This window comes from Rhizobium sp. R693, from assembly GCF_002211315.1.
In the GTDB taxonomy this organism is placed as follows: domain Bacteria; phylum Pseudomonadota; class Alphaproteobacteria; order Rhizobiales; family Rhizobiaceae; genus Rhizobium.
Map to the genome: position 1 here is coordinate 1 of NZ_LOKY01000031.1, position 14573 is coordinate 14573.

The window sequence follows — 14573 nt, forward strand, 5'->3', positions numbered from 1 at the left end:
AGATTGTGGGCGAGGCTTGCATCCTCGGCAACCAGTACCCTGGACACGCCCGACAGCCTGGCGGCCTGATCGGCCGCAGCCCTGGCGCCGGCGCCGGTGACCAGGATGGTGACGTCACCGCCGATCTTGGCGGCCGCCGTCAGCGTCTTGGCGGTCTGGTCGGAAAGGTGGCTGCCGTCGTGGTCAGCCAGAAGAAGAATGGCCATGGTGATGTTTCCTTTCGAACCTTAGAGGACGCCGGCTTCAGTCTTCAGCTTCTCGATGAGCTCGGCGACCGACTTGACCTTGACGCCGGCCTTGCGGCCGGACGGCTCCTCGGTCTTCAAGACCTTCAGGCGCGGGGTGGTGGAGACGGAAAAATCGGCCGGGCTCTTCTTGTCGAGCGGCTTCTTCTTCGCCTTCATGATGTTCGGCAGCGAGGCATAGCGCGGCTCGTTGAGGCGCAGGTCCGAGGTGACGACGGCGGGCAGCTTGATCTCGATCGTCTGCAGGCCGCCATCGACTTCGCGCGTCACCTGCGCCTTGCCCCCAGGACCAGGGACTTCGATCTCGATCTTCGAGGCGAAGGTCGCCTGGGCGGTGCCGAGCAGGGCGGCCAGCATCTGGCCGGTCTGGTTCGAATCGTCGTCGATCGCCTGCTTGCCGACGATGATCAGACCCGGCTGTTCGGCGTCGGCGACGCCCTTCAGGATCTTGGCGACGGCGAGCGGCTCGACGGCATCATCGGTCTCGACGAGGATGGCGCGGTCAGCGCCCATGGCAAGCGCGGTGCGCAGCGTCTCTTCGGCCTTGGCCGGACCGATCGAGACGACGATCACCTCCTCGGCCTTGCCGGCTTCCTTCAGCCTGAGCGCCTCCTCCACCGAGATCTCGTCGAACGGGTTCATCGACATCTTGACGTTCGCAAGCTCGACGCCGGTGCCATCGCCCTTCACGCGGATCTTCACGTTGTAGTCAACCACCCGCTTCACGGGGACGAGAATTTTCATGACTGCACCTGTTCGTTAGAGTTCGGGGTTCGAGCCATCGCTTCGCTTGGGCAGGAGCACCCAGAACGCAAACAGCGGCTGATCCGTCGACCGCATGGCATGTCTTATCCCGGGGGGGTTATAGAACGATCCGCCGATACCGGGTGAGAACCAGGCAGAATCGCCGTGCTGGAACTCTCCCGCAGTCATCACCAGATAAACCTCCTCAGGGGCGTGGTCGTGATCCGGATATCGCATGTTTGGCGCCATCAGCGTGGCACCAAACCAGACATCATCGCGCTCTTCCAGGCCTCCGGGCCCGATGATCATCGCGTTCGCGTGCCCGTCCTCAAAGTTTCCACTTGCGGTACCGGACGTGTCCTGCCGGCGGCGCCACGTCAGATGCGGCTCGATTGACTGAAACCGAGAATGAAGGTCGCGCAGCAGCTGCGAACCGGCACCAAGGCAAATCGTCGGCAAGAACTGGCATGCTGGTAAACGGCTCCCTTTCCCCGGGCGTTGTTTGCCTGACACCTGGAGGGCCGAAAAGACCTGACTGAGTGATCGCCGCGCTTGCGGATCGTGGGCATGCTTGTCGAATGCCACATGTGCGGCGTCGACAAGAAGCTGCAGCTGATCACCACGTTCCGCCAATGACAAATCTCCGTTCGTTTAAGGTGCGCTTCAGCGTCGACTAGAGGTCCTTTGCGATGCGCAGGCCGTCGTATATGGCCGCATGGGTGTTGCGCGCCGCGACGGCATCGCCGATCCGGAAGAGCTGGAACTTCCCTTCCGCGTTGCGCACGATCGACTGCGGTTCACCTGCCAGGAGTTGGTCGTAGGAGGTCTCGCCGAGATTACTGGAAAGAGGCTTGAGGTCGAAATAGAGCTCGTCGAGCGGGATCGTGCCGTGGTTGACGACAATCTGGTCGACGACACGCTGTTTCGACACCCCGCCGTAATCGCTTCCGACCGTAGCAACGATCTGGTTTCCGCTCCTTTCGGCGGCCTCAAGGCGGAAGGTGACTGTGAAGGTCACATCCAGTTTCTGCAGAGATCGCATGTAGGGGACTAGGTTCATGGCCATCACCTCCGGCGCGAAGGAGCGATCGGGCGTCATGATCTCGACCTTTGCGCCCGCCTTGGCAAGGAACTCGGCGGCCTGCAGTCCCGCATGGTCTCCGGCATCGTCGAAGACGAGGACATTCGAACCCGGCTTCACGTCGCCGGAAATGATATCCCAGGACGACACGACAAGATCGTTGCCCTTGGTCAGAACCTCTGTGTGAGGAAGGCCTCCCGTCGCGATGATGACGACGTCAGGTCGGGCCGCGGTGATCGTGTCAGCCTCGGCCCAACGATTGAAATGGAAGGTCACACCGTGCTTCTCGCACTGTGCCATGCGCCAGTCGATGATGCTGATCATTTCCCGACGGCGTTCGCTCTGGGCGGTCAGGCGGATCTGTCCGCCCGGATTGTTCGCTGCTTCGAAGACGATGACCTCGTGGCCGCGCTCGGCAGCGACGCGGGCTGCTTCGAGGCCCGCCGGGCCGGCGCCAACGACGACGACCTTCTTGCGTGTCAAAGCCTTGGGAATGACATGAGGCATGGTCTGTTCGCGGCCGGTGGCGGCGTTGTGAATGCAGAACGCCATGCCACCCTGGTAGATGCGATCAAGACAGTAGTTGGCGCCGACGCAGGGGCGGATGTCGTCCTCGCGCTTCTCGATAATCTTCCGGACGATGTGAGGATCCGTCATATGCGCGCGCGTCATGCCAACCATATCGACCTTGCCGGCCGCGATCGCGTGACGGGCGGTAGCGACATCTGGAATCTTCGCGGCATGGAACGTCGGGAAATTCGTTGCAGCGCGGATCTCGCCAGCAAAATCGAGGTGGGGCGAGTTGGCCATGCCTTGGATCGGGATGACGTCGGTCAGGCCCGGATCCGTGTCGATATGCCCCCGGATGACGTTCAGGTAGTCGACGAGACCGCTGTCGCGCAACCGCTTCGAAATTTCGATCCCTTCGGCCTTGCCCGTGCCGCCTGGAAGGCACTCGTCGGCGGTGTAGCGGATGCCGAGGATGAAATCGTCGCCGACCCTTTCGCGCATCGCCCTGAACACGTCCAGACAGAAGCGCATGCGGTTTTCGAGCGGTCCGCCATATGGACCGTCGAGCTCATTGGTCAGCGGAGAGGCAAACTGGTCGATCAAGTGTCCATAGGCTTCCAGTTCCACGCCGTCCATGCCGCCGGCCTTCATGCGCTCGGCTGCGTCGGCAAAATCCTTGATGATGCGCTCGATATCCCAGTCTTCGATCTTTTTCGGAAACGCTCGGTGCGACGCTTCGCGATGATGGGATGGTGCCAAGACCGGGAGCCAATCGCCTTTGTCCCAGCGCGTACGCCGACCGAGATGGGTGAGCTGGATCATGATCGCCGCACCCTGCTCATGGACCGCATCGGTCATCTGCCGGATCCACGGGACAATCTCGTCCTTGTAGGCGAGCAGGTTGTTGAAGACGGGCGGGCTGTCCTTGGAGACTGCGGCCGAGCCCGCCGTCATCGTCATGGCAACACCGCCTTTGGCCCGTTCGACCGTGTAGGCCCGGTAGCGTTCCTTGGGCATGCCGTCTTCAGGATAGGCTGGCTCATGGGATGTCACGATGATGCGGTTGCGGAGCGTCAGATGCTTGAGTTGGTACGGCTGCAGCAGGGGATCGTTCGACATCGGTCGTGCTCCGAATTAGGAATTGGTTCGGACGCTAGGCGCAATGTACATATGTGTCAATCAAGAAAACACTGCAGTCGAAGTTCATTGACAGTAATGTACATTTTGATTGCGTCGACCTTAACGATCTGCTAGGAGTTGGCAATGGACCAGAGTTTAAGCGACAGTGGCTGGCGTGGATCGCAGGAGGGATGGCTGGAAGCGGCCTATGACTCGCTGCTGGAGTCCGGGGTCGATTCCGTGAAGATCCTGCCCCTGGCGAAGAAGCTCAATCTCTCTCGCACAAGCTTCTACTGGTTCTTCAAAGATAGAGAGGAGCTACTGGCCGGACTGGTGTCGCGTTGGCGCGAGAAGAATACCGGCAGCATCGTCAAGCAGTCGGAAGCCTATGCCGAGACCCTGGCCGAGGCGATGCTGAACGTGTTCGACTGCTGGCTCGATTTCAAGCTTTTTGACAGCAAGTTCGAATTTGCCGTCAGAAGTTGGGCGCTCCAGTCAGACGAGATTCTCGCAGAGGTCCGAAAGGCCGATCGGACCCGAATGGAGGCGCTCACGCGCATGTTCATGCGGTTCGGCCACGCCGAGAACACGGCTGACGTTCGCGCGCGAACGACTTACCTCGTGCAGATCGGCTACATCTCTATGCAGGCCAAGGAAGACGTGGCCGTCCGTATGAAGAGAATCCCGGAATACATAGCGATCTACACTGGCGAGATACCACAGCAGCGAGAGCTCGATCGCTTTTACGCAAGACACGGATACAAGCCCGGCTAGGAGGAAAGGACGATGGGCGTCTCGTTGAGGATCGGAGTGGTTGGCGCAGCCGGATGGCTCGGAGGCGCAATTGCCAACTCCATCCTCGATGCAGGTATCGTCAGCTCAGAAAATCTCTCGCTTTCCTATCGCAGCGCGAAACCGGAACGCTTCCCCGGCGCCTTTTGGACGCGAGATAACCAGGAACTGGCGGCCAGGTCAGATGTCGTGATCATGTCGGTTCGACCGCAGGACTGGGACGTCGTCTCGATCGACGCGAAGCAGAAGCTGCTCATCTCGGTGATGGCGGGCATTCGTATTTCCGCACTGCGGCAAAGACACAAGACCGAACGGGTCGTGCGAGCGCTTCCCAATGCGGCGGCGGAAGTCTTGCTGTCTTACACCCCGTGGATCGCATCGAAAGCTGTCGAGGAATGCGATCGAGATATCGTCAGAGCCATCTTTGGCGCCTGCGGAATCCAGGACGAGGTCAAGAGCGAACGGGACATCGACTATCTAACCGGCTTTTCGGGCACTGGGCCCGCCTTTCCATCCATGCTGGCATCGGCCATGATGGAGCATGCGGTTGGCCACGGACTTTCCGTCGACACGGCGCGTCGCGCAGTGATCGCGCTGCTGATGGGAACGGGTCGGCTGCTGGAAAAACGCCAGGAATGTCCGAACGACATCGTGCGTGCCTTTGTGGACTACCGCGGGGTGACGGCGGCAGCAATCGAAGAAATGCGTGCCGCAGGCTTCAAGGACGCCGTCTCCAGGGGATTGTCCGTCGCGTTCAAGAAATCAGAGAGCATGGGAGATTCCCCATGATGATCGTAGGGGTGGGACTACGCGGCATCCCGCTCTCAAGACATGCGCCGCAATAATAAAGGGAACGGGAATGAAAAAACTATTGGCATCCACCTGCATGGTGTTCGGGCTGCTGGGAGTGGCCACATATGCGAACGCCGCCGACTGCGGCTCCCTGACGATCGCCAGCATGAACTGGCAGAGCGCCGAGGTTCTTTCGAATCTCGATAAGATCATCTTGAACGAGGGATATGGCTGCCAGGCGGAAATCACCGTCGGTGATACTGTTCCGACGATTACCTCGATGGCCGAGAAAGGCGAACCCGACATCGCCCCGGAAGCCTGGGTCGATCTCCTTCCCGATGTCGTGAAGAAAGGCACCGAGGAAGGGCGTATCGTCAAGGTTGGTTCGCCCCTGCCCGATGGCGGCGTCCAAGGTTGGTGGATCCCCAAATATCTCGCCGACGCGCACCCTGATGTGAAGACCATTCCGGACATGCTCAAGCATCCGGAACTGTTCCCTGACCCGGAGGATTCGTCCAAGGGGGCAATTTTCAACGGGCCGCAAGGCTGGGGCGGAACGATCGTCACCTCTCAGCTCTATAAAGCCTTCGATGCAGAAAAGGCGGGCTTCAAGCTTGTCGACACGGGCTCCGCGGCCGGTCTCGATGGCTCGATTGCGAAGGCATACGAGCGCAAGCAGGGCTGGGTTGGCTACTACTGGGCTCCCACCGCTTTGCTTGGCAAGTATCAGATGGTGAAGCTCGAGGCTGGCGTTCCGGCCGACGCTGCTGAATGGAAACGCTGCAACACGGTGGCCGATTGCGCAGATCCCAAGCCGAACGCCTGGCCCGTCGACACGATTGTCACTCTGGTGGCGAAGCCATTTTCCGAAAAAGCCGGTCCGGATGTCATGTCCTATCTGCAGAAGCGCTCGTGGAGCAATGAGACCGTCAACAAGCTGATGGCGTGGATGACCGACAACCAGGCAAGCGGTGAGGACGGCGCAAAGCACTTCCTTAAGGAAAACAAGGACATCTGGACAAAGTGGGTGTCGGAAGACGCAGCAAAGAAAATCGAAGCCTCGCTTTGATAGTTGAATAAGCGGCGCGTTTTGACGCGCCGCTACTTCAGAAGCCGGAAATAACCAAAAGACTTGCAACGGCTCTTTCAGAGAAAGGGGAACCGAATGGAATGGTTTTACAAATTTCCGCATATGAACGACGACAGTCTTCGCGATCTCAAAAAGGCGATCGATGACGGTTTTCGCGCGTTCACGCGCGCCTACGGCGACGCGATCGAAAGCTTCTTTTCTCCGCTGCAACACTTCCTGATCGCTGTCGACCGCTTCATGACCCAGACGCCGTGGCCGATCATAACGCTTATGATCCTCGTTGTTGCGTGGCTAGCGAGCCGCAGCCTGAAGATTGTGCTCGGCTGTCTCGCGACGTTGTTGCTTATCGGTTATTTCGACATGTGGGACGACACCATGCGGACCGTCTCGATGATCTTCGTCTGTACGGTCTTGTCCATTGCGCTCGGCTTGCCGATCGGTATTCTGATGGCGCGCTCGGATCGATTCCAGCGAATTGTCCATCCGATCCTCGACGTCATGCAGACGATGCCGAGTTTCGTCTACCTGATCCCCGTCGTCATGCTACTCGGGATTGGCCGTGTTCCCGGCCTCATCGCCGTTGTGATCTATGCAATTGCGCCAATGATCCGACTGACCGACCTTGGCATTCGACTGGTCGACAAGGACGTCCTTGAGGCAGCCGATGCCTTCGGGGTGTCGAATGCCCAGAAGCTTTTCAAGGTGCAGATGCCGCTCGCATTGCCAACGATCATGGCTGGGATCAACCAGACGATCATGATGGCGCTGGCGATGGTCGTGATAGCATCGATGATCGGCGTCCAGGGGCTTGGGCAACCCGTTCTGAAGGCGATTGCCAACCAGTACTTCACGCTGGGTATTTTCAACGGCCTTGCCATCGTCGGCATCGCCATCATCTTCGATCGAGTCAGCCAGGCATACGGCAAGCGACTCCAGAAGCATCGGGAGATCGTCCATGGCTGATCATGATTTCGGCGGCATCAGGATCCGCCATCTCTTCAAGATCTTCGGTCCGAATGCCAGTTCCCACATCGAGGCAGTCCAGAACGGATTGACCAAGGCTGAATTGAACAGAAAGCACGGTCACGTCCTTGGATTGCGTGATATCAACATCGAAATGCCGTCGGGTGCCATCCAGGTCATCATGGGCTTGTCCGGTTCGGGCAAGTCGACGCTCATTCGTCATATCAACCGACTGATCGACCCGACGGCCGGGGAAGTGCTGGTCGACGGCATCGACGTCGTCAAGATGGACGAGACTGAGCTTCGCACATTCCGCAGGCACAAGACGGCGATGGTGTTTCAGAAGTTCGCGCTGCTTCCGCATCGCAACGTTCTCGACAACACGCTCTTCGGCCTTGAAGTCCAGGGCGTTGAGCGTTCGAAGGCCGTTGACGTTGCGATGCGATGGCTGGAGCGCGTCGGATTGAAGGGCTTTGAGGAAAAATACCCGAACCAGCTTTCGGGCGGCATGCAGCAGCGCGTCGGATTGGCGCGAGCACTCTCCAATGACGCGCCGGTTCTCTTGATGGATGAAGCCTATTCTGCGCTCGACCCGTTGATCCGCACCGATATGCAAACGGTGCTGCTCGACATCCAGAAGGAAATCAAAAAGACGATCGTCTTCATTACGCACGACCTCGACGAGGCACTTCGGCTGGGGGACCAGATCGCAATTCTCCGCGACGGCGAAGTCATCCAGCAGGGAACGAGCCAGGACATCGTCTTGCGGCCAGCCGACGAGTATGTCGCGAACTTCGTCAAGGAGGTCAACAGGGGCCGCGTCGTGCAAGTGGAAGCAATCATGCAGCCTTGGCAGGCAGGCGCTATCCCCAGCCGGACGACAATCATTGCCGGCTCGACGGTTGAAGAGGCCGTTCGCAATCTCGCGTCCGCGCCCGATGGCGACGTCACGGTCCTCTCTGCGTCAGGGCAACCAGTGGGCATCGTAACTTTCCGTCAGCTTGCTAGCGCCATGGTCAACAGTCAGGATGCCGAGGATCAGCGCTCGCGCCCGCTTGCGGCAGTTCTTTGACGCGAGGAGAAGAGAGGCGCTCTCATGTCCCTCGATACAAAACATCCTTCGCAGGGATATGCAGCGCGATAACGGACCATGGCAGCCGTCGGGTTGGCCGCCTCGCGAACGGCCCCTTCTGTTGTTCGTTGTCCGGCGGTTGATCCGACACATACGCAAAGCAACCGCCGGCCACGGCGCTGGCGCACATCCTCGTTGAGGGTTCAAGAAGCCGCCGAACTCAGCCCGGACGGATAGCGGCGAAGGATTCCAGATGTCGAAGCTCCATCCTCGCCTCACATCCTCCATCGACCTTCGTGGACACCGGTTGCGCAACCGTATCGTCTTCGGGGCGCACACGGCCAACATGGCTGAGGAAGGGCTGCCGGGCGACCAGCATGTCGCCTACTACGCCGAGCGGGCGATCGGTGGTGCCGGGATGATCGTGGTCGAGCCGATGCCGGTCCATCCCGCAGCCGTCTTGACCAGAGGCAACTTCCGTCCGGCAGACGACGCGGTCGTCCCGCACTTCAGACGGGTGACGTCGGCAATCAAGGAGAACGGCGCCGTCGCGATCCAGCAGCTCTACCACATTGGGGCTCACGGGGATTGCGACAACTCCTATCACGCGCACTGGTCCCCGTCCGGCCTGCCCAGCTACCATGACAGCGACGGGTCGCATCCCATGAGCGAAGCCGAGATCTTTGAAACGATCGATGGATTTGTACAGGCAGCGCGCCGATGTCGTGAGGCCGGATTCGATGGTATCGAGGTATGGGCGGCCTATCTCGGGCTTGTCGAGCAGTTCTGGACCCCATGGTCGAACCGCCGGGAGGACAAATGGGGCGGCTCTTTGACAAACAGGACTCGCTTCTCGCGGGAGATCATGAGCCGAATCCGCGACCAATGCGGCGATGATTTCATAATCGGTCTGGCGATCAGCGATGAGCCAGACCACAGCGTCGCCCTTACCCGGCAAGAGCTTGCCGAGATCGTCGCGTTGCACGACGAACTGGGCCTTGTCGACTATGTCACATGCGGCTCAGGAGGTTATCTCGATTTCCATAAACTCATGCCGACTTTCGTCTATCCGGAAAAGCTCGGCGCTGACCTCGCCGCTGTGATTAAGAGAGCGGCAAGGACGGCGCTCGTGATCGCCGAGAGTCACATCAGGACACCCGAAAATGGTGAGACGGTTCTTGGCGAAGGCGCCGCCGATCTCGTATCGATCGTGCGCGGCCAGATCGCCGATCCCCACCTCGCCCGCAAAGCCATGGAGGATCGCCCGGATGATATCCGCGGCTGCATATCCTGCAACCAGATGTGCTGGGGCCGCCGATCTCGCGACTATTCGATCAGTTGCCTCGTCAATCCTTCTGCCGGCCGGGAACAGGCATGGGGCGGCGACCGCTTCATGCCAGCCGCCAATCCGAAACGCGTCCTGGTGGTAGGAGCCGGTCCCGCTGGACTGGAAGCGGCCAGGGTGGCCGCGGAGCGCGGTCATCAGGTAGTCCTGGCGGAGGCGTCCAAAAGGGTTGGCGGCAACTTTCTTCTTGCAGGCTTGCAGCCTCGGCGGGCGCAAATTCTGGATCTCCTCGCCTGGTACGAGCGGCAACTGTCGAAGCTCAAGGTCGACGTGCGACTGAATACCTACGTCGAAGCCTCCGACGTCGACAGCCTTGGCATCGACACTGTCATCATCGCCACAGGCTCGGTTTCGCCCGAGACAGGCTTCCAGAAGGCACTCCCTGCCGTCGACACGCTGCCGGGATACGAGAAGGGGAACGTCTTCACGGTAGAGGCTGTTATGGCACGCCAGGCCCGCCCTGGAAAACGCGTCCTGCTTCTCGACGAAGGTGGCGGCTGGCGTGGATGTGGGACGGCTTGGAAGCTTGCCGAGGACGGCCATGCCGTTACGATCCTCTCGCCCGACCCACTGGTCGGAAAGGAGTTGCAGCGCACCACGGCCGACGTTCCGCTTCGCAAGACCCTCAGACGGCTGGGTGTGAGCTGGCATCTCGAGGTCAGCGTGCTGGAATGGCACGGCAACGGCGCTACCCTCCTCGATCACAACAGTGGTGAACGGTTCTTCGAGGAAGGAGACAGCCTCGTGCTGGCCACAACAAATGCACCTGCTAACTGGCTCAGCGAGGAACTACGCGCGGGCGGGCGCGATTTTGTCGAGATCGGGGACTGTGCTGCACCACGCCAGGCGCCCTATGCCTTCTATGAAGGCAGAAAGATTGCGCTGGAATTGTGATGCCCGATGAGACGCTGACGATAGCGATCCCCGAGATCCGAAGCCTTGCGATGGATGCTTGCCTGGCTTGCGGAGCAAGCTCTTCGGTCGCGCAGTCGTTGGTGGATGCGACAATATCGGCTGCTTGCGAGGGCACGCGGGATCTCGGATTTCCACACCTTATGGATTACCTCGCACGCTTCAGGTCGGGTGGGATCAATGGCCAGGCGAGGCCAAAAATCCAGCATCCGTTGCCGGCCTTAATCCAGGTCGACGCCGACGGCGGCATCGCTCAGCTTGGCTTCGACCTGATATTCGAGGACTATGTGAAGAGGATTCGCGCGTTTGGCGTGGTCACGTTCACCCAGAAGAACAGCTTTACCGCAGGCGAACTCGGTTACTACGTTCGCCGCTTGGCCGCTGAGGGTATCCTCTCCATCGCCGTTGCCAACGGCCCCGCGCTGATGACAGTTCCAGGCTCGCGGAGGAAGATATTCTGCACCAATCCGATTGCGTTTGCGGCGCCCGCCGGACCAGGGAGAAGGCCCGTTGTCATCGACCAGGCCTCGAGTGCAACCGCCTTCGTCAAACTGCGTTCTGCAGCTGACGAGAAGCGGAGTATTCCCGATAGTTGGGCACTGGATGGGAACGGGCAGCCAACCACCGACGCCAGCGAAGCCATAAAAGGCGCACTGCTTCCGTTCGGCGGGTACAAAGGTGCCAATATGGCACTGATGGTGGAACTGCTCGCTGCAGGTCTGTCCGGGGCTGCCTGGTCGATGGACGGAGACGACTTCATCGACGAAACCCGGAGGATTGATGCGGGGCTGACGGTCATCGGGATGGCTCCAATCGATGCAGTTGGATTTGCGGAACGCCTGGACAGGTATGCCTCGCGCCTTGAGGACGACGGTGTTCATGTTCCAGGCCGAAATCGTGACCGGCCGCTATCGGCCCATGTTACCGTGCCCTTGGCACTGGTCGAGAAGCTGAAGCACTTGTCCCTCTCAACCCCTCCCGACCGATGATGCGCGCCGCGGATCAGACGACAATCGGCGGTTTGCTTGGCTGCGCCGAGCTTTAAGTTGCCTGCATTATGTCGCTGCTCACCGTCTCGACCGGTATCCGGTCGGTTTTCAATACCCTTTCTTTCGCTGGGCTCCTATGCAGCATCCTTATCATGCTCAGGACCGTCCGGTGTCTTGAACTGCAGTTCAGCCAGACGCTTGTAGAGCCCAGCGCTGCGCAAAAGCGAGGAATGTGTGCCCTGCTCCACGATCCGGCCTCCATCCATCACCAGAATTCGGTCTGCCTTGAGAACCGTTGCGAGCCGATGCGCGATGACGATCGTGGAACGATTGTCCATGAGTTGCTCCAGCCCCTGCTGAACCAACTGCTCGTTCTCCGCGTCGAGGGAGGCCGTCGCTTCATCGAGAAGCAGGATCGGCGCGTCTTTCAGAATGGCCCGGGCAATCGCGATCCTCTGCCTTTGGCCGCCGGAAAGAGTAAGGCCCCGCTCGCCGACCACCGTGTCGTATCCGTTCGGCAATGCGTTGATGAAACCGTGCGCCTGAGCCCTGGTGGCGGCGGCAATGACGTCCTGTCGCGTGGCGTCCGGACGCCCGAATGCGATGTTCTCGAAGATCGAGGTCGCGAACATGGTGACATCCTGTGGAACGATGGATATTTCCTTTCGCAGATCATGCGGAGAAATGGACCGCAGATCCCTTCCATCGATCGAAAGCTTGCCCGCATCGGCGTGGTAGAACCTGAGCAACAGCGAAAACACCGTGCTTTTGCCGGAGCCTGAAGGTCCGACCAACGCAATCGTTTCTCCGGGAGCGACATTCATCGACAGTCCGGCGAGAACCTCTTTTTCCGGTGCGGTCGGATAGGAGAAATGCAGGTCGGAGATTTCGATGCCGCCTGTTATCGGACCCTCCAACGGTACGCATGAGTTCGGCTCGGGTACTTGTGTTTCTTCGTTCAACAGGTCGAACAACCTCCCGGCAGCGCCTGCGGCCTGCGCGAGTTCTCCCCACACCTCCGAAAGCGAGCCCAATGATCCTGCCGCGATAACCGAGTAGATCAGAAATTGGCTCAGGTTTCCCGCAGACAGCGTGCCAAGGAGGACGCTTTGGGCGCCTAACCAGAGCACGCCGACAACGCTGCTGAAGATCAGCGCGATGGCAACGCCGGTCAGGCACGCACGGGCACGTGCCGCGATAACGGCCCTGTCATAGGACAGCTCGACGTCGCGCGAATATCTTTGCCGGGCGGTGTCCTCCGTGTTGAAGGCCTGGACGGTGCGATTTGCCGCGATGATTTCGCTGGCATAGGCCGATGCGCTGGCAAGCGCATCCTGTGCTGCGCGCGATTTCCTTCGCACAGACCGTCCGAAGTAGATGAGTGGCGCGATTATGAGCGGAATGACGCCGATCGCGATTGTCGACAGGCGCGGGCTGGTGATGAACATCATGCCGAGCGCGCCGCCACAGAGTATCGAGTTTCTCAGAGCCACGGACGCCGACAGGCTGACCGCCGCTTTGATCTGGGTGGCGTCTGCCGCAAGGCGCGAAGCTATCTCTCCCGAGTGGTTGGAATCGAAGAAGCGAGCTGGAAGGCGAACGATGTGGTCGAAGACCTTGGAGCGAAGGTCGGTCACGATCCGCTCACCGAGCGTGGTGACAAAGTAGTAGCGAAGCGCGCTGGCTACCGCCAACGCGACAGCCAGAGCCATTACCATGAGAAAGTATCTGTCGATGAATGCCCCGTCGGCCTGCCTGAAACCGTTGTCGATCATGCGACGAACGGCCATCGGCAGAGCAAGCGAAATCAACGCGGCGCAGGTGAGCGCCAGCACTGCGCAAATCGTCAGCCCGCGATGTTGTCGCAAGAAAGGAGCAAGTCGCACGAGGCTGGTTGCGGCCTGCTTTCGTGAGGGCGGTAGATGACGGCTCTGGTCGTCGCGTTCGAGCGACTGGTCCTTGAGGCTGGCAGTCTGTCGGTCGTGCTGAGCTATCATCAACGCCTTGATCTCCGAATAAATGTGATGGTGCCCTTGTCCACCTGACGGACCGCGGCGTCTTTGATCATGATCAATTATCGGAAAGCGTATTCGAGGCCGGACGCCCTCGGGCTCATTCGACTGACGAAATGGAGCGGCCCGGGTTTCCGCCCGCCGGTGGAGATCATCATACCCATCCCGCGCTCGCAGCTCGTCGGTGCTGCGCTTAACGCTTCGTAAGTGAATGCACCCTATTTATGGGGTGCGTTTCGTATCCTCTGAAGGCATACGGCAGAACCTCGCGGCAAGGACCGGACATTGGTAGAATCGTCGGCGTCTTCTTCAGCGCGCGTGGCATCCCTGGTGGCGGCGCTGCTCGGTGCCGGATGCGATATGTGGTCGGTCGGGGCGGGCTACTTCGTGGGAGAGCCGCGCGAGGAACCCGCGGCAACTCGTGCTCAGGAAATTCTGCGTGAATTTGGTCCGAGGGACCACTTGAAGACCGAAATCTCAAACCACCTGCGGGCAATCGGTCGCGACATCGCCCGCGACTTTGCCTTGGACCAGATCTAAGCCGACTAGGCCACGTGCCGCGCGAGCGCGCAGCGCGACCAGAGCGAATGCAGGGCGTCGACGAGATGCTCGATGTCGGCATCGCTGTGCAGCGGCGTCGGGGTGATTCGCAGGCGCTCGGTCTTCTTCGGCACGGTCGGGTAGTTGATCGGCTGCACGTAGACACCGCAATTGTCGATGAGCAGATCGGAGATCCACTTGCACTTGGCGGCATCGCCGACCATGACCGGGACAATATGACTCGGGTTCGGCATATGCGGAATGCCGCGCTGATCGAGCAGCGCCCTCAGCTTGCGGACACGATCCTGATGCCGCGCCCGCTCGAACGGGCTGACCTTCAGATGCTGGATCGAGGCAACCGCACCGG

13 protein-coding genes and 1 pseudogene are annotated in these 14573 nt (G+C 60.0%); 8 read left to right on the forward strand and 6 right to left on the reverse strand.

The window, feature by feature from the left end; genetic code table 11:
- The 4 genes and pseudogenes from ATY79_RS20470 to ATY79_RS20485 form a co-directional block, all read right to left on the reverse strand.
- Nucleotides 1-206, reverse strand: a pseudogene (locus ATY79_RS20470) (electron transfer flavoprotein subunit alpha/FixB family protein); the annotation flags it as partial.
- A gap of 21 nt (nucleotides 207-227) precedes the next feature.
- Nucleotides 228-989 (reverse strand): electron transfer flavoprotein subunit beta/FixA family protein, encoded by a 762-nt coding sequence (locus tag ATY79_RS20475; protein WP_088704737.1) that lies wholly within the window; start codon nucleotides 987-989, stop codon nucleotides 228-230.
- A gap of 15 nt (nucleotides 990-1004) precedes the next feature.
- A complete protein-coding gene (locus ATY79_RS20480; protein ID WP_189638051.1) occupies nucleotides 1005-1622 on the reverse strand; it encodes a dimethylsulfonioproprionate lyase family protein in 618 nt (205 codons plus the stop codon).
- Nucleotides 1623-1662: 40 nt separating this feature from the next.
- Nucleotides 1663-3699, reverse strand: coding sequence for an NADH:flavin oxidoreductase (locus ATY79_RS20485; RefSeq protein ID WP_088704738.1), 2037 nt, complete (start codon nucleotides 3697-3699; stop codon nucleotides 1663-1665).
- Nucleotides 3700-3843: 144 nt separating this feature from the next.
- Between ATY79_RS20485 and ATY79_RS20490 the strand changes: the two genes are divergently transcribed.
- From ATY79_RS20490 to ATY79_RS20520, 7 genes are all read left to right on the forward strand, one after another.
- On the forward strand, nucleotides 3844-4473 hold the full coding sequence (locus ATY79_RS20490) for a TetR/AcrR family transcriptional regulator (RefSeq protein WP_088704739.1): 630 nt from the start codon (nucleotides 3844-3846) through the stop codon (nucleotides 4471-4473).
- A gap of 12 nt (nucleotides 4474-4485) precedes the next feature.
- Complete coding sequence (locus ATY79_RS20495) at nucleotides 4486-5280, forward strand: pyrroline-5-carboxylate reductase dimerization domain-containing protein (protein WP_088704740.1); 795 nt, start codon at nucleotides 4486-4488, stop codon at nucleotides 5278-5280.
- Nucleotides 5281-5350: 70 nt separating this feature from the next.
- Nucleotides 5351-6352, forward strand: a complete 1002-nt coding sequence (locus ATY79_RS20500; RefSeq protein ID WP_088704741.1) for an ABC transporter substrate-binding protein — start codon at nucleotides 5351-5353, stop codon at nucleotides 6350-6352.
- Nucleotides 6353-6448: 96 nt separating this feature from the next.
- Nucleotides 6449-7336, forward strand: coding sequence for a proline/glycine betaine ABC transporter permease (locus ATY79_RS20505; protein ID WP_088704742.1), 888 nt, complete (start codon nucleotides 6449-6451; stop codon nucleotides 7334-7336).
- Nucleotides 7329-8408, forward strand: coding sequence for a glycine betaine/L-proline ABC transporter ATP-binding protein (locus ATY79_RS20510; RefSeq protein WP_088704743.1), 1080 nt, complete (start codon nucleotides 7329-7331; stop codon nucleotides 8406-8408). The genes ATY79_RS20505 and ATY79_RS20510 overlap by 8 nt, the downstream gene beginning before the upstream one ends.
- A 253-nt stretch (nucleotides 8409-8661) precedes the next feature.
- Entirely contained in the window at nucleotides 8662-10647 is a 1986-nt protein-coding gene (locus ATY79_RS20515; protein WP_088704744.1) for an FAD-dependent oxidoreductase, read from the forward strand.
- A complete protein-coding gene (locus tag ATY79_RS20520) occupies nucleotides 10647-11654 on the forward strand; it encodes an Ldh family oxidoreductase (RefSeq protein WP_088704745.1) in 1008 nt (335 codons plus the stop codon). The genes ATY79_RS20515 and ATY79_RS20520 overlap by 1 nt, the downstream gene beginning before the upstream one ends.
- A gap of 134 nt (nucleotides 11655-11788) precedes the next feature.
- Here ATY79_RS20520 and ATY79_RS20525 read toward each other — a convergent pair whose 3' ends face one another.
- Nucleotides 11789-13651: an ABC transporter transmembrane domain-containing protein gene (locus ATY79_RS20525; protein ID WP_088704746.1), complete on the reverse strand. Its 1863-nt coding sequence runs from the start codon at nucleotides 13649-13651 to the stop codon at nucleotides 11789-11791.
- Between the two features lie 300 nt (nucleotides 13652-13951).
- Between ATY79_RS20525 and ATY79_RS20530 the strand changes: the two genes are divergently transcribed.
- The gene (locus ATY79_RS20530) at nucleotides 13952-14206 is read left to right on the forward strand and encodes a hypothetical protein (protein ID WP_141105749.1); all 255 of its coding nucleotides are present in this window, start codon (nucleotides 13952-13954) and stop codon (nucleotides 14204-14206) included.
- A 5-nt stretch (nucleotides 14207-14211) separates the two neighbouring features.
- Here the strand turns inward: ATY79_RS20530 and ATY79_RS20535 are convergent.
- Nucleotides 14212-14573: aminotransferase class I/II-fold pyridoxal phosphate-dependent enzyme (locus ATY79_RS20535; RefSeq protein ID WP_141105750.1), on the reverse strand; the 362-nt coding region annotated here is incomplete at its 5' end.

What these genes read in the sequence shown, in the direction of transcription:
- ATY79_RS20520 (WP_088704745.1), top strand. Translation starts at nt 10,647, where the DNA reads ATGCCCGATGAGACGCTGACGATAGCGATCCCCGAGATCCGAAGCCTT.
- ATY79_RS20490 (WP_088704739.1), top strand. Translation starts at nt 3,844, where the DNA reads ATGGACCAGAGTTTAAGCGACAGTGGCTGGCGTGGATCGCAGGAGGGA.
- ATY79_RS20475 (WP_088704737.1), bottom strand. Translation starts at nt 989, where the DNA reads ATGAAAATTCTCGTCCCCGTGAAGCGGGTGGTTGACTACAACGTGAAG.
- ATY79_RS20495 (WP_088704740.1), top strand. Translation starts at nt 4,486, where the DNA reads ATGGGCGTCTCGTTGAGGATCGGAGTGGTTGGCGCAGCCGGATGGCTC.
- ATY79_RS20510 (WP_088704743.1), top strand. Translation starts at nt 7,329, where the DNA reads ATGGCTGATCATGATTTCGGCGGCATCAGGATCCGCCATCTCTTCAAG.
- ATY79_RS20515 (WP_088704744.1), top strand. Translation starts at nt 8,662, where the DNA reads ATGTCGAAGCTCCATCCTCGCCTCACATCCTCCATCGACCTTCGTGGA.
- ATY79_RS20525 (WP_088704746.1), bottom strand. Translation starts at nt 13,651, where the DNA reads ATGATAGCTCAGCACGACCGACAGACTGCCAGCCTCAAGGACCAGTCG.
- ATY79_RS20505 (WP_088704742.1), top strand. Translation starts at nt 6,449, where the DNA reads ATGGAATGGTTTTACAAATTTCCGCATATGAACGACGACAGTCTTCGC.
- ATY79_RS20485 (WP_088704738.1), bottom strand. Translation starts at nt 3,699, where the DNA reads ATGTCGAACGATCCCCTGCTGCAGCCGTACCAACTCAAGCATCTGACG.
- ATY79_RS20500 (WP_088704741.1), top strand. Translation starts at nt 5,351, where the DNA reads ATGAAAAAACTATTGGCATCCACCTGCATGGTGTTCGGGCTGCTGGGA.